The organism is Exiguobacterium sp. s121 (genome assembly GCF_018617245.1).
In the GTDB taxonomy this organism is placed as follows: Bacteria; Bacillota; Bacilli; order Exiguobacteriales; family Exiguobacteriaceae; genus Exiguobacterium; species Exiguobacterium profundum.
Map to the genome: position 1 here is coordinate 1001482 of NZ_JACSJV010000001.1, position 20652 is coordinate 1022133.

23 protein-coding genes are annotated in these 20652 nt (G+C 47.3%); 19 read left to right on the top strand and 4 right to left on the bottom strand.

Annotated elements, in window-relative coordinates:
* Positions 1-35 precede the first annotated feature (35 nt).
* Positions 36-416: a rhodanese-like domain-containing protein gene (locus KOG47_RS05095; protein WP_012726584.1), complete on the bottom strand. Its 381-nt coding sequence runs from the start codon at positions 414-416 to the stop codon at positions 36-38.
* 163 nt (positions 417-579) lie between these two features.
* Here KOG47_RS05095 and mntR point away from each other — a divergent pair, with 163 nt between their 5' ends.
* Entirely contained in the window at positions 580-1008 is a 429-nt protein-coding gene (mntR, locus tag KOG47_RS05100) for a transcriptional regulator MntR (RefSeq protein ID WP_159562467.1), read from the top strand.
* Between the two features lie 174 nt (positions 1009-1182).
* A complete protein-coding gene (hpt, locus tag KOG47_RS05105; protein WP_159562466.1) occupies positions 1183-1710 on the top strand; it encodes a hypoxanthine phosphoribosyltransferase in 528 nt (175 codons plus the stop codon).
* Between the two features lie 23 nt (positions 1711-1733).
* On the opposite strand, the gene KOG47_RS05110 is transcribed toward hpt, so the two are convergent.
* Both KOG47_RS05110 and KOG47_RS05115 read right to left on the bottom strand, forming a co-directional pair.
* Positions 1734-2144: an SA1362 family protein gene (locus KOG47_RS05110; protein WP_159562465.1), complete on the bottom strand. Its 411-nt coding sequence runs from the start codon at positions 2142-2144 to the stop codon at positions 1734-1736.
* A gap of 14 nt (positions 2145-2158) precedes the next feature.
* A complete protein-coding gene (locus KOG47_RS05115) occupies positions 2159-3100 on the bottom strand; it encodes a DUF1385 domain-containing protein (RefSeq protein ID WP_214690765.1) in 942 nt (313 codons plus the stop codon).
* Between the two features lie 141 nt (positions 3101-3241).
* Here KOG47_RS05115 and aroQ point away from each other — a divergent pair, with 141 nt between their 5' ends.
* From aroQ to spo0A, 15 genes are all read left to right on the top strand, one after another.
* Positions 3242-3679 carry a type II 3-dehydroquinate dehydratase gene (gene aroQ / locus KOG47_RS05120; protein WP_374193975.1) on the top strand — a complete coding sequence of 146 codons (438 nt, stop codon included), beginning with the start codon at positions 3242-3244 and terminating at the stop codon, positions 3677-3679.
* Positions 3675-4742, top strand: a complete 1068-nt coding sequence (locus tag KOG47_RS05125; RefSeq protein ID WP_214691267.1) for a M24 family metallopeptidase — start codon at positions 3675-3677, stop codon at positions 4740-4742. The genes aroQ and KOG47_RS05125 overlap by 5 nt, the downstream gene beginning before the upstream one ends.
* Positions 4743-4771: 29 nt before the next feature.
* Positions 4772-5338 (top strand): elongation factor P, encoded by a 567-nt coding sequence (gene efp / locus KOG47_RS05130; RefSeq protein WP_012726577.1) that lies wholly within the window; start codon positions 4772-4774, stop codon positions 5336-5338.
* Positions 5339-5455: 117 nt separating this feature from the next.
* Positions 5456-5905, top strand: a complete 450-nt coding sequence (gene accB, locus KOG47_RS05135) for an acetyl-CoA carboxylase biotin carboxyl carrier protein (protein WP_012726576.1) — start codon at positions 5456-5458, stop codon at positions 5903-5905.
* 7 nt (positions 5906-5912) lie between these two features.
* Positions 5913-7256 (top strand): acetyl-CoA carboxylase biotin carboxylase subunit, encoded by a 1344-nt coding sequence (gene accC / locus KOG47_RS05140; protein WP_214690767.1) that lies wholly within the window; start codon positions 5913-5915, stop codon positions 7254-7256.
* Between the two features lie 112 nt (positions 7257-7368).
* Positions 7369-7755, top strand: a complete 387-nt coding sequence (nusB, locus tag KOG47_RS05145) for a transcription antitermination factor NusB (RefSeq protein WP_078147109.1) — start codon at positions 7369-7371, stop codon at positions 7753-7755.
* 64 nt (positions 7756-7819) lie between these two features.
* On the top strand, positions 7820-8656 hold the full coding sequence (folD, locus tag KOG47_RS05150) for a bifunctional methylenetetrahydrofolate dehydrogenase/methenyltetrahydrofolate cyclohydrolase FolD (protein WP_196430850.1): 837 nt from the start codon (positions 7820-7822) through the stop codon (positions 8654-8656).
* A complete protein-coding gene (gene xseA, locus KOG47_RS05155; protein WP_215243841.1) occupies positions 8649-9995 on the top strand; it encodes an exodeoxyribonuclease VII large subunit in 1347 nt (448 codons plus the stop codon). The genes folD and xseA overlap by 8 nt, the downstream gene beginning before the upstream one ends.
* Entirely contained in the window at positions 9970-10194 is a 225-nt protein-coding gene (gene xseB / locus KOG47_RS05160) for an exodeoxyribonuclease VII small subunit (protein ID WP_012726571.1), read from the top strand. Before xseA ends, xseB begins: the two co-directional genes overlap by 26 nt.
* Positions 10191-11069, top strand: coding sequence for a polyprenyl synthetase family protein (locus tag KOG47_RS05165; RefSeq protein WP_214690770.1), 879 nt, complete (start codon positions 10191-10193; stop codon positions 11067-11069). The genes xseB and KOG47_RS05165 overlap by 4 nt, the downstream gene beginning before the upstream one ends.
* A 123-nt stretch (positions 11070-11192) precedes the next feature.
* On the top strand, positions 11193-13085 hold the full coding sequence (gene dxs, locus KOG47_RS05170) for a 1-deoxy-D-xylulose-5-phosphate synthase (RefSeq protein WP_196431845.1): 1893 nt from the start codon (positions 11193-11195) through the stop codon (positions 13083-13085).
* Positions 13086-13091: 6 nt separating this feature from the next.
* A complete protein-coding gene (locus KOG47_RS05175; protein ID WP_214690771.1) occupies positions 13092-13907 on the top strand; it encodes a TlyA family RNA methyltransferase in 816 nt (271 codons plus the stop codon).
* Between the two features lie 155 nt (positions 13908-14062).
* Entirely contained in the window at positions 14063-14512 is a 450-nt protein-coding gene (ahrC, locus tag KOG47_RS05180; protein ID WP_012726567.1) for a transcriptional regulator AhrC/ArgR, read from the top strand.
* Positions 14513-14525: 13 nt separating this feature from the next.
* The gene (gene recN / locus KOG47_RS05185; RefSeq protein ID WP_214690772.1) at positions 14526-16223 is read left to right on the top strand and encodes a DNA repair protein RecN; all 1698 of its coding nucleotides are present in this window, start codon (positions 14526-14528) and stop codon (positions 16221-16223) included.
* Complete coding sequence (gene spo0A / locus KOG47_RS05190) at positions 16224-16955, top strand: sporulation transcription factor Spo0A (protein ID WP_074036711.1); 732 nt, start codon at positions 16224-16226, stop codon at positions 16953-16955.
* A 657-nt stretch (positions 16956-17612) separates the two neighbouring features.
* Here spo0A and KOG47_RS05195 read toward each other — a convergent pair.
* Positions 17613-17861, bottom strand: a complete 249-nt coding sequence (locus tag KOG47_RS05195; protein ID WP_031423346.1) for a DUF2627 domain-containing protein — start codon at positions 17859-17861, stop codon at positions 17613-17615.
* Positions 17862-17995: 134 nt separating this feature from the next.
* Between KOG47_RS05195 and KOG47_RS05200 the strand changes: the two genes are divergently transcribed.
* Positions 17996-19633, top strand: a complete 1638-nt coding sequence (locus KOG47_RS05200; RefSeq protein ID WP_215243842.1) for a sigma 54-interacting transcriptional regulator — start codon at positions 17996-17998, stop codon at positions 19631-19633.
* A gap of 121 nt (positions 19634-19754) precedes the next feature.
* A complete protein-coding gene (gene yqiS / locus KOG47_RS05205; protein WP_211782681.1) occupies positions 19755-20651 on the top strand; it encodes a phosphate butyryltransferase in 897 nt (298 codons plus the stop codon).
* Position 20652 lies beyond the last annotated feature (1 nt).

The following is a 20652-nucleotide window of genomic DNA, read 5'->3' on the forward strand; positions in this document are numbered from 1 at the left end:
GGCGAGTCGATGATTGTATCGACCCGCCCGTTTTTTTATGCTTTTTTAATCTTGCCCTTCCAGTTCTTGAAGCCGCCTTCGAGCATGTAGATATTGTTGTATCCGTTCTTCATGAGGAGTTTAGCCGCCTGGTTTGAACGTGAACTACCTTGACAGTAAATTAAAATCGGTTGATCTTTACGCAGTTCTTTCATGCGTAGTTTCATTTGGCCGACCGGGATATTCCGGGCACCAACGATATGTCCACCTTTGTATTCGTTCGGTTCACGCACGTCAATTAACTGACCTTTACGGAGTGAGGCACGGAATTCTTCTTGTTTCATTTTTTTCAACCCGCGAGCTGGCATGAAACGCCATACGATGTAGGCGATCAAGGCAACCCATAGGAGGATGACGAGGATTGTTTCGAGTCCCATAGATGTTCTTCCCTTCTCTTTCAAAGTTACCATATCTCATTATAATGAAATTAAGGTCATGAGACAATGATTGACTCAATCAATCGGGGCTTTCCCTTTCGATTTCATTCTAATTAGGATAAAATAAGGAATGGAAACCGGAACATTAGGGGAGGTCGTGCCCATGCCGACGCCGAGTATGGAAGATTATTTAGAACGTATTTATTTATTGATGTCAGAGAAAGGCTATGCGCGTGTATCTGATATTGCGGAACATTTAGGGGTCCATCCCTCCTCTGTCACCAAAATGGTTCAAAAGTTGGACCGTGAAGAATATCTTGTGTATGAAAAGTATCGTGGTCTCATGCTTACAAAAAAGGGTCAAAAAGTAGGGAAGCGATTGGTCGAGCGTCATGCGATGCTCGAGTCTTTTTTACGTCTAATCGGAGTAGATGAAGCAGATGTGTACGAGGATGTCGAGGGTATCGAACACCATCTCAGTTCGAACACGCTCGACTGCATGACACAGTTTGTGGAATTTTTTGAAGATAAGCCTGAACTCATGAATCAATTTAGAGAATTTCGGGAACAAGAACGAGCTTCAGAAGAATAATATGTGAAAAGCATCAATCTAACTCGATTGATGCTTTTTATTTTGCTCAATATCGCTAAAATACGAACGAAACATTCATATTTATCTTAGAATGTATATTTTTTAGTCGTCATTATGTTAAGATGAATCGTGGATTGAATAGATAGGGGGTGACGGCGAACATTCGCCGGATAAATGGAGATTCAAATTAAAGGAAAACTGTTTGATGAACAGCAGATTCAAAAACGTGTGAAAGAATTGGCTGAAGAGATTGAGAACGATGCAGAGGGGATACCGATTGTGATCGTCGCCGTATTAAAAGGCTCGATGGTCTTTGCGGCAGACTTGATGCGATACATGAAAGGGAGCGTTCAGCTCGATACGGTCGCGACGTCTTCTTACGGGAAAAAGTCGGTCTCGAGTGGGAGTGTGCAACTTCGAAAGGACTTGGATTTAGATGTGGAAGGAAAGTATGTTGTCATTATCGAGGACATCATCGACACGGGACAGACGTTGAAATTCTTATGTAAACATATGGAGCTCCATCAACCGAAACAGTTGAAAATTTGTACGCTTCTCGATAAGCCGGCGCGTCGACTCGTTCAGTTGGACGCAGACTATGTCGGATTCGAGATTCCTGATGAGTTCGTCATCGGGTATGGAATCGATTACGCGGAGCAATATCGGAATCTGCCATATATCGGATATGTAGAAACAACATAAAAAGGAGCGCCGTGGCGCTCCTTTTACATGTTTGCTTTCTTTTTCTTCTTCCCTTTTTTACCTTCAATCACTGTTAGGTGTGGAGGATTGCTACGATGTACGGTTGAACGTTTAGATAACTTGGTGACGTTCGAACCAGGTTTCTTCCCTTTCCGGTTTTTAGCGGAAGCGGAAGGTTTGACTTGAGGACCACGACTTCCCTGCATTCGTTTTTTTGAGGCTTGCGCGGTTTTACGATAGCGTGCATCTTCTGCAGACATGCGTGGTGCCATGAAGACGCGATAGATCACATAAAAGACTAACCCGAATATCCCGATGAACAACAATTGTCTAAACAGGCGACCTGGATCGGTGGCAAGCATATGCCCGACCCCGATGAAGCCAAGGATAAACACGATTGTTGCAGCGATCGAACCGACTCTTTGTCTGATCATGGTGCTTCCTCCTCTTATCCCTCTCTATGAATGACCGATTCTCCTAACTCTTTTCGTTCCCATGTCTCAAATGCTTCAATCGCGACTTGAATCTGCTCATCATTTGGCTCTCGTGTCGTCAATAATTGGAGCGACAGGCCCGGTTTGCCAAGGAATGACAGAAAGCGATGGTCGCGGAAACGATTGGTAAACTGCAGGACTTCAAATGAGATTCCGATGACGACCGGCAATAGCGCGATTCGGCTGATGAGTCGCAACCAGAGCGGATCGATTGGCACAATCATGTAAACGCCAATCCCGACGAAGACGGTGAATAAAATGAAGCTTGAGCCACAGCGATAATGCAATCGCGAGCTTTGGCGTACTTGTTCAACCGTGACCGGACGCCCGGACTCATAGCAATTGATGACTTTATGCTCAGCGCCGTGATATTGGAAGACACGCTTAATGAGTGGCGTCAATGATATCAAGTAAAGGTAGCTGAGTAACAATACTAATTTTATTCCCCCTTCAAGGAGGTTTTGAATCACATGTCCGGAAAATAAAGGTACGTCTTGAAACATGGCCGCGAGAAGTGCTGGCGTCACATTGAAAATCAATTTACCAAAAACGTACGAGATGACACCGACGATTGCGATGAAGGCAATCATCCATATGCTCTGTTTTTGGTCTTCGTTCGTGTTCGTATCTTCACTTGGATCGACATCATATCGATCGCTCGCAAAGTTCATATGTGCAGAACCGTTCTTTAACGATTCATACAGCGCGACAATCCCTCTCAAGAAAGGTACTTTTTTTAAAGATTGGACCCAAGGGACAAGAATACGTGCTTGCTCGAATGTTTCAATCGAGCCATCTTTTCGCCGGATGGCAGATGCGCTTTCAGAGCGGCCTTGAAACATGACGCCTTCTACGAGCGCCTGTCCCCCGACTGGGATGGTTGGTTTGGAATTCATTCACTTTCCTCGATTCTTCAAATGTTGTACTTGAATTATACCGTGATTTGTAAAAAAAACGAAAGGGCAGAAGGCTCGATTCACGTTCTTTCGATAAATTTGTTACAATAGATGAGACTTGACGAACGAGGGGGAAGAAGGTTGCGGATTTTAGTTTTAAATGGACCGAATTTAAATCTACTGGGTCGTCGTGAACCGAATGTATATGGCGAGGTGTCGTTGAAAGGTTTGGCGGCAGAACTGATGCTGCGCGCTCCAGAAGACGTCGAACTCACCTTTAAACAATCGAATCATGAGGGAGATTTAATTGATGCGCTACATGACGCTTTTGATTATGAGGGTGTCATATTGAATGCAGGTGCCTATACGCATACATCAATCGCGATCCGGGATGCCATATCCGCTATCGCTGCCCCAGTCGTTGAAGTACATATCTCGAACGTGCATGCACGCGAGGCTTTTCGGCATGAGTCGAAACTTGCTGCCGTCTGTATCGGTGTCATTACCGGTTTTGGACTCACGAGCTATACGTTAGCGCTGCATGCACTAATCGAACATTGGAGGAATCGACATGATTGAACGCGTAAACAAACTGCAAGCACAGTTAGGAAAAAACGAGATTGATGCATTACTCGTCACAAAACGTGAGAATATCCGCTACTTATCTGGTTTCACCGGGTCGAGCGGTGTCATCGTCATCACGTCGAATTCGGCAAGTTTCATCACGGACTTCCGTTACACGGAACAAGCGAACGATCAAGTAAAAGGGTACGACATCATTGAGCTTGATACATCACTCATCAAGTCGGTAGCAGATGTCGTGTCCCGTGAATCCATCAAGCGCCTTGGCATCGAGCAGGATGCGATGACAGTGGGGCAATATCGTGCCTATGAAAAAGATGTCGACGCTCAACTTATTGAAACGTCTGGAATCGTAGAAAAACTGCGCTTGATTAAGGATGAATCAGAGATTAAGATTATGAAGGAAGCTGCGGCAATCGCTGATGCGGCGTACACCCATATCCAGACGTTCATTCGTCCTGGTCGTACCGAGAGAGAAGTCGCGAACGAACTCGAAATGTTCATGCGTTCAAAAGGTGCTGACTCGTCATCGTTCGACATGATTGTCGCCTCGGGTCTCCGTTCGGCGCTACCACACGGTGTGGCAAGTGATAAAGTCATCGAATCTGGAGAATTGGTTACGCTTGATTTCGGTGCTTACTATAAAGGGTACTGCTCAGATATCACGCGTACGCTTGCAATCGGTCCGATTTCGGATGAGTTGCGTCAAATCTACGATACGGTACTTCGTGCCCAACTTGCTGGTGTAGAAGGCACACGTGCCGGAATCACTGGCATTGAAGCGGATGCATTGACACGCGATATTATTAAAGAAGCTGGATATGGCGAGTACTTCGGCCACTCGACAGGACATGGTCTTGGAATGGAAGTGCATGAGGCCCCAGGATTATCGTTCCGTTCGGAAACGGTGCTCGAACCTGGTATGGTCGTAACGATCGAGCCGGGTATTTACATCAACGGTGTCGGTGGTTGCCGGATTGAAGACGATGTCGTCATCACAGAAGACGGATGCTACCGTCTGACACAGTCGCCAAAAGAGTTAATTACGATCGAGGCATAAGCTTCATCTGAATTTAGGAGGAAATCAATATGGTATCAGTTAACGATTTAAAAACAGGATTGACGGTCAAAACGTCTGACGGTTCGATTTGGCAAGTCATCGAGTTCCAACACGTAAAACCGGGTAAAGGAGCGGCATTCGTTCGTACGAAAATGCGTAACTTGCGTAACGGTGCAATCCAAGAAACGACGTTCCGTGGTGGAGAAAAAATCGAACGCGCACACATCGAGCGTAAACGCATGCAATATCTTTATCCAATGGGCGACACGTATGTCTTCATGGACAATGAATCATACGAGCAACTTGAATTGACAAGCGCTCAAGTCAAATCAGCACTTCCATATTTGCTTGAGAACATGGAAGTCAGCATCGCGGACTACGAAGGGGAGATTCTTGGAATCGAGCTTCCAACGAGCGTTGTCTTGACAATCGTCGAAGCAGACCCAGGCGTAAAAGGTGACACGGCATCGAACGTGAAGAAAAACGCGACAGTGGAAACAGGACATGTCATTCAAGTGCCACTTTTCATCGAACCAGGTGAAAAAGTGACAGTCGATACACGTACTGGAGAGTTCATGGGTCGTTATAACGGTTAATCCTTACGAGTGCTCATTCGAATGAATGGGCGCTCTTTTTTTCTCGTTGCATTCATTGGTCTGACCAGTTATAGTGAAGGAGAGATTAGTACCAGGTATAAACAGGGGGTAAGAAAGATGCAAATCGATCAAATTAAAGAGCTTATTCAATTATTGGACCAATCATCAGTCCATGAAATGGAGCTTGAAACATCTGATTTCAAACTGTCATTAAAGAAAGAAGCGCAACAAACAGTGAGCGCGCCTATCATGCAGACACAAGCATTCGCACCGCCTGCGCCTGCTCCTCAAGTAAATGAACAAACAGAAGAACCGACGCAAGAAAAGGCGTCTTATCGTACTATCACCTCTCCGATGGTTGGAACGTTCTATTCACGTCCGGCCCCGGATAAAGAAGCGTTCGTGAACGTCGGCGATCGTGTCGAGTCAGGACAAATCGTTTGTATTCTAGAGGCGATGAAACTGTTTAACGATGTCGAAGCGGAAATCAGTGGCGAAATCGTAGAGGTGTTAGTCGCCGATGGCGATCTCGTCGAATTCGGTCAACCGCTCTTCAGCGTGAAGTGAGGTCGTTATGAAATTATTAATTGCTAACCGCGGGGAAATCGCGGTTCGAATCATACGTGCAGCAAAAGAATTGAATATTCCGACGGTCGCTGTCTTCTCTGAGGCAGATCGTGAAGCGTTACATGTTCATTTGGCTGACGAGGCTTATTGCATCGGTCCGAATCCATCGAAGGACTCCTATTTGAATATCCCAAATATTTTATCAGTCGCCTGCGCCGTGGATGCGACGATGGTACATCCGGGTTACGGCTTTTTGGCTGAAAATGCCGAGTTCGCTGAGATGTGCGAGGCGTGTGGAATTCAATTTGTCGGCCCAAGCAGCTATGCGATTCGCAAAATGGGAATCAAGGATGAAGCCAAACGAACGATGATCGAGTCAGGGGTTCCTGTCGTTCCAGGTTCAAGTGGTGTCGTCACAGACGAAGAAGCGATGGAACTCGCGCGTGAGATGGGCTATCCGGTCATCATCAAGGCGACAGCCGGCGGTGGAGGACGTGGCATTCGCGTCGCTCGAGACGAGAACGAACTCGTTTCAGGATTGGTCGCGACACGTAAAGAAGCGAAGCAGGCGTTCGGGAATGGTGACGTGTATCTCGAAAAGTTCATCGAGTCGTTCCGTCACGTCGAAGTGCAGGTTCTTGCCGACCAATTCGGTAACGTCATTCACTTAGGTGAACGTGATTGTACAATCCAACGTCGCATGCAAAAACTAGTTGAAGAGGCGCCGTCACCTGCGATTGATGAAACGACACGTCAATTGATGGGGGATGCTGCCGTCAAAGCGGCAAAAGCCATTCAGTACTCGGGAGCGGGAACAATCGAGTTCATTTACGTTCCAGAATCAAACGAGTTTTATTTCATGGAGATGAATACCCGGATCCAAGTCGAGCATCCCGTCACCGAGATGATCACAGGATTCGATCTCGTTCAAGCGCAGCTTGAAGTGGCGCTCGGACATCCGCTTGCCATCTCACAAGAGGACATTACGTTCTCAGGACATTCCATCGAATGTCGAATCAACGCGGAGGACCCATTTATGGACTTCCGTCCGATGGCAGGGAAGATTGACCAATATATCGTTCCAGGCGGTATGGGTGTCCGTGTCGATAGCGGACTCTATGCAGGAGCGATGATCCCGCCGTTCTATGACTCGATGGTAGCGAAGTTGATTGTTCATGCACCAACGCGTGATGAGGCCATTCTGAAAATGTTGCGTGCTTTGGATGAGTTTACGGTTTCGGGAATTAAAACGACGATTCCGTTTCATCAACAAGTCATGGCACATGAGCAGTTCCGCATCGGTACGTTCGATACGAAATTCGTTGAAAAAGAAATGTCATTGGCAAAATAACATGAACCAGGAAGCCCGAACATTATTTCGGTTTCCTGGTTTTTTGTACTGAATTTATGAGTGCTTTATGCTAAACTATCACAATGAAAGCATGTAAAAGGAGAGTAACTGAATGAAACGTCATGAAGCACGAGAGAAAGCGATTCAAACGCTTTTTCAAATCGAAGTATCTAAATTAGAGGTGGACGAAGCAATCGAGTTCGCATTGGATGGAGAAGAGTCTGATCCGTTTTACGAACAACTCGTCACAGGGACGCTAGAACATATTGAAGATATCGATGCGTTACTAGTTGAAAACTTGAAAAACTGGCGGTTAGATCGCCTCGGAAACGTCGAGCGTACGATTCTTCGAATGGCAACGTTCGAATTGTTATACGTCGAGACGATTCCAGAAAACGTCACCATCAACGAAGCGGTCGAACTCGCGAAATCGTTCGCGGACGAAGAAGCCGGCAAACTCGTGAATGGCGTACTCGGTAACATCATTAAAGAAGACTAAAAAAATAGAGATAAGACACCAGACCAACTACAGAAAAACCTAAAGACAACGGGGGATGAGAGAGATGGCAGTAGTGATCGACGGGAAACAAGTGGCAGCATCATATCGAGAAACGTTAAAAGAACGTGTGGCAGCACTTCGCGCACGTGGCATCGTACCGAAACTGAAAGTCGTGTTGATTGGGGATGACCCAGCAAGTCATAGCTATGTACGCGGGAAGGAACGGGCGGCAGAAGAAATCGGAATCGATTCACAAGTACTCCGTTTTGATGAGACGATTAGCGAGAAGGAATTGCTTGACTTGATTGACTTGATGAATGCGGATGAAGAAGTTCACGGGATTCTCGTGCAACTCCCTCTGCCGAAACACATCGACGAATCACGAGTCATCATGCGCATCTCCCCAGAAAAGGACGTCGATGGCTTTCATCCTGAGAATGTTGGGAAGATGATGCTCGGACTTGATACGCTACTCCCGTGCACGCCGCACGGCATCTTGCATCTCGCAAAAACACAGACCGAGATCGCCGGAAAGCACGTTGTCGTCGTCGGTCGTAGTCAGATTGTCGGTAAACCGGTAGGCATGTTGTTCTTGAATGAATCAGCAACGGTCACATATTGTCATTCAAAAACAGCTGACCTCGGTGAGATGACACGCCAAGCGGACATTTTGATTGTCGCTGTCGGACGCGCTGGTTTAGTCACAGCAGACATGGTCAAACCAGGCGCGCTTGTCATCGATGTCGGAGTCAATCGGGTCGAAGGTCGTCTAGTCGGTGACGTGGACTATGAAGCTGTTAAGGAGAAGGCGAGTGCCATCACCCCTGTTCCGGGTGGTGTCGGTCCGATGACCATCACGATGCTCATGCATAATACGGTCGAGGTTGCATCACGTGGCTAATCCACTTCCGGTTTCTGAAGTTGTTCGATATGTGAAGCGACAACTTGATGATGATGTATTGCTTCGACAAGTCGCGGTCATCGGTGAAATCTCAAATTTCAAACGTTATTCATCCGGTCATTGTTATTTCACGTTGAAAGATGACGCGTCTCGGATGAAAGCTGTCATGTTTTCTCGCGATGCCAAACAACTTCAATTCGAACCGAAAGATGGAATGAAAGTCATCGCCGTCGCAAAGGTGACGATGTATGAGGCTACGGGAGATGTCCAACTATATGTCGAATTGATGCGACAAGACGGAATCGGTCTATTGTTTGAGCGATATGAGGCGAGAAAGCGTGAATTAGAGGAGATGGGATGGTTCGACGAGGAGCGGAAGCACCCGCTCCCGACGTTTCCAGAGCGCGTTGGAATCGTGACGTCTCCAAAAGGTGCAGCGCTACACGATATCGCAACCACACTTCGACGTCGTGCGCCACATGTGGCGATTACGTTCGCCCCTGTTGCTGTACAGGGCGAAATGGCGGCTCCACAAGTTGCTTCTGCCATTCGCTGGATGAACGAACGCACCGATTGTGATGTACTCATTGTCGGTCGCGGTGGTGGTTCTATCGAGGAGCTTTGGGCATTTAATGAAGATGTTGTGGTGGAGGCAATCTATGCGTCCACGATTCCCATCATTTCTGCTGTCGGTCACGAGACAGACTTTACGCTTTCGGATTTCGTTGCCGATGTTCGGGCTGCGACTCCGACAGCGGCGGCTGAACTCGCTACCGCGATGATTGATGCGCAGCGAAAAGATGTAGAACGTTTGGATAACCATCTGCACAAAGCCGTCAGAGACCAATTGGATGATTCGCGAACCCGTGTGGAACGGATGATCAATAGCTATGGATTAAAATCACCGAGGTACACGATATCTCAGAAACGGGAACGATTCGCCCAGTCGGAAATCCGTCTCGAGCAAGGGATGAGGCGACATCTCACCCAAGCCACTCATCAGCTCCGTCAGTTGTCACAGCAGCTAGATGTAAAACGATTTTCAAAAACGTTGTCCAAGCAAGGGGAAGAAGTCAATCATATGGTCGAGCGACTCCGTCGAACGAAGCCATTAGAACAAGCAACGCTTCAATTTGCACAACAGGTTGGACGATTGCATGCAGTCAGTCCACTCGCCGTCTTGTCACGTGGATATACGTTCATCGAACAAGATGGGATCTATGTGCAGAACGTGAAACAATTACGCGATGGTGATGTCTCGATTCGTTTTCGGGATGGTCATGCAATCGCTGAGGTGAAGGAGAGGATTGTCGGTGACGAAGAAAGAACAGACATTTGAGGCGGCGCTCGAGCGCCTCGAACAGATCGTCGCGCAACTCGAGAGCGGTGATGTCCCATTAGAGGAAGCGATGACCCTATATGAGGAAGGTGTCCGCTTGTCTGCATTGTGCCAGACAAAACTCTCTGCCGCCGAGAAAAAAATGGATGAAATTTTAGAACTTGATGGGACGCTTCGTGAAAAAGGAGGATCCGCATGAACCGTACCGATGACTTGAACAAGTGGAAACGGACCGTCGAACTGGCGATGCAGGAACTCATTGAGTCGAGTGAGATGCCGAAACGATTACGAGACGCAATGACGTATTCTTTAGAGGCTGGCGGGAAACGCATTCGTCCTGCTCTCGTCTATGCCGTCCTTGAAACGTATAGCATGTCACTCGAGCGAGGACGAGAGGTGGCGGCGAGTTTAGAGATGGTTCATACATACTCACTCATCCATGATGATTTGCCGGCCATGGATGATGACGATCTTCGTCGTGGACGACCGACCAATCATCGTCAGTTTGATGAAGCGACCGCTATTTTGGCTGGGGACGCCTTATTGACGGACGCATTCCGTATTCTCACACAGATGCCACTCCCTGCGCTAGATGTCGTCGAGATTATTCGTATTTTCGGATTGGCGGCCGGTAGCTCAGGTATGGTCGGTGGCCAGTTGGATGATATGCTGGCTGAAAAGCGGAACGACGTCACACTTGAAGAGCTCAAATCCATTCATGAACGGAAGACAGGTGCGCTACTCGTCTATGCACTTGAAGCCGGTGCGATTTTGGCGGGCGCATCGGTGGAAGATCGGATGCACCTCAAACAGTTCGGACGTCATCTTGGCATCGCTTTTCAGATTCAAGACGATATCCTCGATGTCGTCGGAGATGAACAAACAATCGGAAAACGCGTCGGCTCAGATGAATTGAATGACAAGACGACTTATCCGAAGCTTCTCGGCTTAGAGGGAGCGAAGCAAGCTCTTGAGCAAGAAGTGGGAGCGGCACACGCTGCAATTGAATCACTTTCAGTTCCAGCGCCGTTGCTTCTTGAGATGCTATCATTTGTAGTGAAACGAAATCATTGACCTCGGTGACACGATGAGCACATCGTGTCACCTTTGTTTTGGGGAATGTGTGGCATATGCCGTCACATTCTTGTAAAATGTAAGGTACGAATCAGTAAAATGTGAGGAGAAAGGATGGTCATTATGGACTTGACATCCATTCAAGACCCGTCGTTCCTGAAACGGATGTCTGTATCAGAGCTCGAATCGCTCGGTTCAGACATTAGACGATTCTTGATTGAAAAATTGGCAGTGACGGGAGGGCATTTGGCGCCAAACTTGGGAGTTGTAGAGTTGACGCTTGCCTTGCACCGTGTATTTGACAGTCCGAAAGACCAACTCGTATGGGACGTCGGTCATCAAGCATACGTTCATAAAATTTTGACAGGACGTACGAACCAGTTTGATACTCTCCGACAATACAATGGGTTATGTGGTTTCCCGAAACGTTGTGAGAGCGAGCATGATGTGTGGGAAACAGGGCACAGTTCGACTTCCCTCTCTGCAGCCATGGGGATTGCGATTGCGAATGAATTGAAAGGGCGCGCCAACGATCGTGCCATCGCCATCATCGGGGACGGTGCTTTGACTGGGGGGATGGCACTTGAAGCCCTCAATCACATCGGTGCCGAGAAACAGAACGTGATTGTCATTCTAAATGATAACGAGATGTCGATTGCGCCGAACGTAGGAGCGATGCATAATATGCTTGGTCGTATCCGGGCATCGCGCAAGTTGAAGCATGCTCGAGAAGAAATGGAGTCACTCATCAAACACATCCCGCTCGTCGGGAGTTCACTTGAACGGAGCGGGGAACGGGTGAAGGACCTCTTAAAATCTGCTCTCATTCCGGGAACGTTCTTTGAAGAACTTGGCTTCACTTACTTTGGACCTACAGATGGGCATGATTTGAAAGACTTGCTCGAAACGCTTGAGTACGCGAAGAAAATCGACGGTCCGGTTCTCGTCCACGTCATTACGAAAAAAGGGAAGGGATATCGTCCGGCTGAATTGGACGGTGTCGGAACATGGCACGGTCTTGGACCTTATAAAATTGAATCCGGTGAAGTCATCAAAGGCAAACCGAAAGGACCGAGCTATTCGAAAGTCGTCGCGGAGACGATCACGAAAGTGGCGGAGTCAGACGAACGGGTGACGTTGATCACACCAGCGATGAGTGTCGGTTCGAAACTCGATTGCTTTACGAAGAAATTCCCGGAGCGTATGTTTGATGTCGGAATTGCCGAGCAACATGCGGTCACCCTCGCTGGGGGACAGGCGACGCAAGGGTTGAAACCGGTCGTCTCGATTTATTCGACCTTCTTCCAACGCGCGTATGATCAACTAGTCCATGACATTTGTCGTCAAAACTTGAACGTCGTGTTCACGATTGACCGATCTGGACTTGTCGGAGCGGATGGAGAGACGCACCAAGGTGTGTTCGATATCGCCTTCATGCGTCACGTGCCAAACATTCGAATTTTGATGGCGAAAGATGAAGAAGAATTACAACAACTCGTCTATTCTGCACTCCGTTACGATGGTGGACCGATTGCGATTCGTTTCCCGCGTGGTGAAGGGATCGGTGTTCCGATGAGTGAGACGCTTCAAGAAATTTCACTCGATGATTGGGAAGTCGAGGCAGAAGGGACAGATGTCGCTATCTTGACGTTCGGTCCCCAAGTGCAAGACGCCCTCGAAGTCCGAGCACTATTAGAAGGTAAGCTCAGTGTGCGCGTCATTAACTGTCGTAGCATCAAGCCGCTCGATGATGCGATGCTGACTTCACTTTATGCAGAGGGGATTCCGCTCGTGACATTAGAAGAGGCTGCTCTCGCCGGTGGCTTTGGAAGTAGCGTGCTTGAACACGCGAATGAAGCCGGAGCGTTTCCACGGATTCAACGTCTCGGTATTCCGGATCGATATATCGAGCATGGCGGTGTCAACCAGCTCCTAGAAGAGATTGGACTGCGACCTGCCCAAATGGCGGAATCGATTGAACGGTTCGTCATGGAGACAAATCGACAGAATGTGTGAGGGATTATGGAAAAAAGAAAGAAAACTAGATTAGATGTATTGCTCGTCGAACGTGGACTTGCTGAAACACGGGAAAAGGCAAAACGGTCGGTCATGGCCGGTCTCGTCTATAGTGGGACAGAACGTCTAGACAAGGCGGGCGATAAAGTGTTTGATGATATCCCTCTCGAAGTGAAGGGTCAAGTTCTTCCTTATGTTGGACGTGGCGGCTTGAAGCTCGAGAAAGCGCTCCACGTCTTCCCGCTCGATGTCTTTGGACGAGTCGGAATCGACATCGGCTCATCGACGGGTGGGTTCACGGACTGTGCGCTTCAAAACGGCGCGACTCAAATGTACGCGGTCGATGTCGGCTATAATCAGCTTGCCTGGAAACTACGGAGCGATGATCGCGTCGTCGTCATGGAGCGGATGAACTTCCGCCACGCGACGGCCGATCAGTTCCCGATTCAACCAGATTTCGCAACGATTGACGTCTCTTTTATCTCGCTTCGTCTGATGGTGCCACCGTTGAAACAAATTTTGAAGCAAGACGGTGTCGTCATGGCGCTCGTCAAACCTCAATTTGAAGCAGGGAAGGCCGATGTCGGGAAAAAAGGAATTGTTCGGGACCGTAACGTCCATGAACGAGTCGCAAGCGATATGGTCCGATACTTCGCATCGGAAGGCTTCTTTGTCGAAGCTTTGGATTACTCTCCAATCACTGGAGGGGATGGGAACATCGAGTTTCTTCTCTTCGCTCGGTACACAGGAGTAGGTGGCGTCTCGCCATCGCTACAAGTCGAAGAGGTCGTAAACGCGGCCCATGCCAAACTTAAGGGATAAAATGATGCTACAGACCTCTTCGTCTGTAGCTTTTTCCTTTACTCGTCTACTAGATGGGGAATGGTGGAAATCCCACCTGGAATGCTAGACCTTTTTTCGACAATACTTTAGAATGATAATGTGTATGTGAAACGAAAAATGAGGTGTCAGCGCTTATGAACAAAGGACAGCGATTGATTAAAATTCGAGACATCGTGACGAATCGAGAAATCGAGACGCAAGATGAGTTAGTGGATGAGCTACGTCGCTCGGGGTATCCGGTCACACAGGCAACCGTGTCTCGGGATATTAAAGAGTTACATCTGGTCAAAGTCCCATTGAACGATGGACGGTATAAATATAGCTTGCCTGCGGATCAACGTTTTAATCCATACGGTAAAATGAAGCGAATCCTTAGTGACAGTTTCGTCTCGGTCGATTCTGCTCAAAATTTGGTCGTCATGAAAGTGCTTCCGGGGAATGCTGATGCAATCGGTGTCTTGATCGATCATTTATCTTGGGATGAATTGATTGGAACGGTGTGTGGAGATGATACGATTTTAATGATTGCACGTGATGAAGAGAAAGCGAAGCAAATCATCGATCGACTACTCGGAATGTTATGAGGTGAACGTACGTATGTTAGCAGAACTATCAATCAAACAGTTTGCGATTATTGACGAATTAAACATTCCGTTTAATCGAGGTATGACTGTGCTCACAGGTGAGACAGGTGCCGGTAAATCGATCTTGTTGGATGCGATTGGATTGCTTGTTGGAGGACGTGGCTCAAGTGAGTTCGTGCGATATGGTCAAGATAAAGCTGAAATCGAAGGTCTGTTCATGATTGAACCGGATCACCCGGTCATCGAAGCGGCCGAACAATATGGCATCGATGTTGAAGATGGGACAGTCATCTTACGTCGAGACCTACATAGTAGCGGGAAGAGCGTCTGCCGTGTGAACGGGAAAATGATGCCGCTCTCGACGTTACGGGAGTTCGGACGGCTCCTGGTCGATATTCACGGTCAACATGAACATCAACATTTAATGGATGCGGAATTTCACCTTGGCATATTAGACCATTTCGCCGAAAAAGAAATCAGTCCGTTAGTCGAGGAATATCAAACGGCATTTGCGGCCTGGAAACAAGTCGCCGATGAATTGAAGCGTCTTAGTCAAAGTGAGCAGGAGCTTGCTCAACGAATGGATCTTTTGTCGTTTCAAACGAAAGAAATCGAAGCGGCTGAATTAAAAGTTGGGGAAGAACAGGCGTTGACAGAAGAACGGGATGAATTGGCCAACTTTGAACGCATTCATCAACACATTCGTCTCTCGTATGAGGCGGTTGCCGAGGAGTCAAATGGACTCGATCAAATCGGAGTGGCGATGCGCGAGATGGAAGAGGCGTCACAGCTCTCTTCGTCTTTGACATCTGTATCGGAGACAATCTCTAACGCTTATTATTTGTTGGAGGATGCAAAGTTTCAACTCCGGGACCAGTTAGATTCGCTCGAATTTGACCCGATTCGATTGGATGAGATTGAGTCACGATTGGCTCTTTTCCAGCAATTGAAACGAAAGTATGGGACGACCATCGAAGAAGTCATCACCTATGGCGAACAAGTGTCGGATGAATTGAAGTCGATGACGAACCGGGAAGAGCATTTACAAACGCTCTCAGATGAACTCATTCGATTAGAGCAAATTGCAAGAGAAGCTGGCAAGAGACTGTCTTCAGCGCGTAAGATGGCTGCGGAGTCGCTTCAGCATGCGATTCATCGAGAGTTGAAAGAACTATATATGGAAAAAACAGCGTTCGAGGTCCGTTTTAAAACTACATCGCTTAAACAAGATGGTTTAGATGACGTAGAGTTTTACATGATGACGAACGTTGGAGAACCGTTCAAACCACTCGCAAAAGTCGCTTCAGGAGGAGAGCTTTCCCGTGTCATGCTCGCACTCAAATCAATCTTCTCAAGAACGGTCGGAGTGGCCTCCATTATTTTTGACGAGGTCGACACAGGGGTCTCTGGACGTGTCGCGCAGGCGATGGGTGAAAAAATCTTCCGACTTTCTGTCGGCTCTCAAGTCCTCTGTATCACGCACTTGGCACAAGTTGCTGCGATGGCAGACCAACATCTTTACATTACGAAAACCGAAACGAATGAACGGACGAAAACAAATGTGACGTCCCTCGACCGTGAAAGTCGAATCGACGAATTGGGTCGCATGATTGCTGGCGCTCAAATGACAGACTTGACGAAGCAACACGTCGAAGAATTACTTGAGATGTCACAACAAGTAAAACAGAAGTTCATCAAAGGAGTGTCATAAGTGATTACATTATGTATTGCGGACGACAATCGAGAAATCGTCGATTTGTTGAGCCGACAACTAGAATCTGAGCCTGATCTTCGTGTCGTAGGTACGGCACACGATGGAGAAACATGCTTGGATGTCGTCAAGACACACCAACCGGATGTACTCTTACTCGATATTATCATGCCGCATTTGGATGGAATCGGAGTATTGCAACGCCTAAATGAAGAATTAGGTGATGACAAACCGGAAGTGATCATGTTGAGCGCGTTTGGAAAAGATGAAGTGACGAAACAGGCCGTGCAACTCGGGGCCTCTTATTTTCTCGTCAAACCGTTCAATATTCAACAGTTATTAACGAAAATTCGTGAATTGTCAGAAGGAACAAATCGAGAATTCGACGGAATGACGCCAGAAGAAATTGAAATCTCACTCCTGCTTCAGCAACTCGGAATCTCTCCGCGAATCAAAGGGTTCAAGTATATCCGTCAAGCTGTCATTTACGTGCGAGAACGGCAAGATTTGCTCGGTCTCATCACGAAAGAATTATATCCGATGGTCGCAAAAGAGCATGAGACGACATCTTCTCGTGTAGAACGAGCAATGCGTCATGCAATCAAGACGGCATGGGAGAACGGCATGCGCGATCATGAGATGTTCGAAGGGCGACCGGAGCGTGAGCGAAGCCCGAAAAACTCGGAGTTTATCTCGTACTTCGTCACGTATGTATCGTTTAAGAATAATTGAATCATTTCATGAGGACTAAGTCGTGATGGGACTTAGTCTTTTTTGATGAAACAATTACTTTCAGATTTATTTACTTTATGAAAGAAAGCGCTTGCAAAATGATGGGCCTTTGTTATAATAAAGATGTACCAAGTTACTTGGACAAGCGTCAGATGAACGCTTTTCAAACTTGTTCCGGAGCAACGTTTGAAGAAACCAAAATCATCTCGGTTCGCTATCCGATTATAGCTCAGAGGTGGGAACGACACCTCAAGTCGTTAATGTCCCGACGTGAGGTCGCGACAGTCGCTCATTCGCGAGGCGATTCTATTATCAACTCGAAGCTAGGGGTTGGTATAGGAAAAAACAATCGTTCAGTTAACCAAAAGGAGTGTTGTCAACCGTTGAACAGTTTATGGCAAGCGTTCGACTTCACGATGGATGGTTCGACATGATCCGATAAGTAAATCAGTTAGTAACTCGAATGGTAAGATTCCGTTCACGCAAGACGGCAGTTACTAAAGTTCTTTCATACTTCTTCATTAAGAAGACGTTGGATTTCATGTCAAAGTAAGTAACGTAGTTTGAAAGGAGATCATCCGTAGTGATCACAATTCAATATGAATAAAAGGTTCCGCACTTGAAATGAAGTCAAGTTAGGGAACCTTTTTTGTGTGCTTATGAGTCGAGGCGTTGTACTTTTCCTGTTTTTTTGTCGCGGTTAAAAATATAGCCAGCTACAAATCCGATCCCGCCCATGGCGAGCAGAAGCCCAAAGGTGCCCTGCAACATGGAGGCGGCAGCGAGTGAATCGAACCATGAAAACGGTGCGCTCGTCTTCAAAAAGAAGCTATCGCGTAGCAATTTGATTCCGTAAACACCTAATAACCCAGGGACGATTAAGATTAGAAGCGCGATAAAACGCATGCAATCTCCTCCTTTACCATACATTATTTTAACAGAAATCGATCTGTTCGACACGGTCTATTTTTGGGCAGCTTGCGAATCAGGTGAGGATTCAGTAGCATGAAATAGAGAAGAGAGTTGATGGGGGAATCGGTATGAATAAACGATTGATGATTGTCGGAGCTGGTAAAGGCGGGACTGAGGTATTAAATATGTTGATGGATTCACCATTGGCGACCATTATCGCGGTTGTAGATTCTGATGCATCTGCCGAAGGAATAGCCTTTGCTAAAAGTTATGGCATATCTGTGGCGGACGATTGGAAACAGTATGCGGATGCGACTCTAGATTTTGTCATCGAAACGACGGGGAAGCATCAAACGTTTGAACAATTAAAGGATCATTTCAAAGATGCAGTCGTCTTACCAGGGGAATTTATTCGGATTGTGGTCGAACGATTGAAACAGAATCAACAAATGCTCGAGGCCATCATTGAATGTACGAGTGAGGCCATCTCGGTCGCAGATCATCACGGTAACACGATTTTGATCAATCCGTCTTATACACGGTTGACCGGATTCAAAAAAGAAGATGTGGTCGACAAACCAGCGACGGCAGATATCGGGATGCAGGAAAGCGTCCATTTAAAAGTACTATCGACCGGGCAAGGCGTTCGGGACATCCGGATGCAAATTGGGGCGACACGACGAGATATTCTTGTGAATGCGGAACCGATCATCGTCGAAGGGAAGTTGCGAGGATCGGTCGGGGTCATTCGTGACGTATCTCAGATTCGTGCACTGCGTGATGAATTGCAGGAGGCAAAGACACGCATCCGGAATCTAGAAGCGAAATATCAGTTTGCCGATATCATTGCGACGAGTGATGCCATGCGATTTGTCATCGAACAGGCGAAACTTGCGGCTGTGACCCCCGTGACGGTATTGATTCGCGGAGAATCGGGAACAGGAAAGGAACTGTTCGCCCACGCCATTCATGGAGAATCTCCTCGAAAATATAAAAAGTTCATTCGCGTGAACTGTGCGGCGATTTCACCGACGCTACTTGAAAGTGAGCTATTCGGTTATGAAGATGGAGCCTTCAGTGGGGCTAAACGTGGTGGGAAAACAGGATATTTCGAAGAAGCGGATGGCGGTTCACTCTTTCTAGACGAAATCGGGGAGCTCCCCCTTGATGTCCAAGTGAAGCTTTTACGTGTCCTTCAGGAAAATGAAATTGTCCGTGTCGGAGGGACGACGGCAATCCCAATCGATGTCCGAATCATTGCCGCAACGAATGCCGATCTCGAACAAAAAGTAGCAGACGGAACATTCCGGGAAGATTTGTATTACCGAATCAATCGGATGCCGATCCATATCCCACCATTACGTGAGCGACTGAATGAACTCGAGGCACTATGTGAACGGATGATCCGGAAACTGAATCAAGAATACGGTCGTAGTGTACGTGGCGTTGACGAAGATGCCTTAACATTACTGAAGAGCCAGCATTGGAAAGGGAATGTGAGAGAACTGGAGAATGTGATCGGTCGTGCGATGATTTATATGGCAAGCTCCGAACAGTGGATTGCCCCACATCATTTGCAGTTATCCAATCGTTCCACGAGTCAAAAAGTAGTCGAATCTGGAACGTTTCACGAGGCAGTTGCAAAATATGAACGCGATTTGATTGAACGAGCAATTGAAGAGGCAGGCGGCAACAAATCAGAAGCAGCCCGCCGATTAAAGATTTCGATCCGAACATTATACAATAAACTCGGAACCACGCAATAATTTGCATGAACATTACTGCATGGTAAGCATTAATTTGCATGGTCATCCGCATTATAAAGCGCTTACAATTTAGGAAACAAACTTGCTTATGATATAGTGTAGAGAGCAAGGGGGGACAATGATGAATTTTGAACGGATGCTGACGAACGCAAAAGAGTTAGAAGGCTGTACCGTGTCCATTGCGGGGGCGGCGGACGAAGAAGTCATCCGGGCCGTAAAACTCGCTACGGATCATGGACTGTCACGCTTCATTTTGTTCGGTGAAGCTCGAGAGATCCGAAAGTTATGTGAACAGCATGGAATCGATGAGTCAGCCGTCGATATTTTACATGCGAAAGGTGACGTTGAGATTGCGCGACGTGCCGCATTAGCTGTGAAAAATAAAGAGGCGGACGTCCTCATGAAGGGGATGGTGTCGACATCGACATTTATGAAAGCCGTCCTTAATCGTGAAGCTGGACTCCGTACGAAGCGGACGCTCAGCCACATCGCACTATTCCAAATTCCGAATCGTGAAAAGTTGATTGGAGTGACGGATGCGGCGATTCATATCGCACCAACACTCGAAGAGAAGGTCGAAATTATTCACAATGCGGTAGAAGCGATGCATGACATCGGTTACGAATCGCCGAAAGTCGCAGCCATTGGAGCAGTCGAGGTAGTCAATCCACAAATGAATGCGACTCTCGATGCGGCACTACTTAGCCAAATGAATCGACGTGGACAAATCAAGGGCTGTGTCGTAGATGGACCGCTCGCGCTCGACAACGCTGTCGACATGGTCGCAGCAAAGCAAAAAGGAATCAACAGTGAAGTTGCCGGTCAAGCCGATTTATTAGTCGTACCTTACATAGAGGTCGGCAACGTCCTTTATAAATCAATCATGTATTTCGCAGAGGCGAGCGTAGCGGCGATTGTCGTCGGCGCATCTGCCCCTGTTGTATTGACAAGTCGTGCCGATACTGCCGAAGCGAAGCTATATTCGCTCGCATTCGCTTTGTTACATGCTAAACATTAAT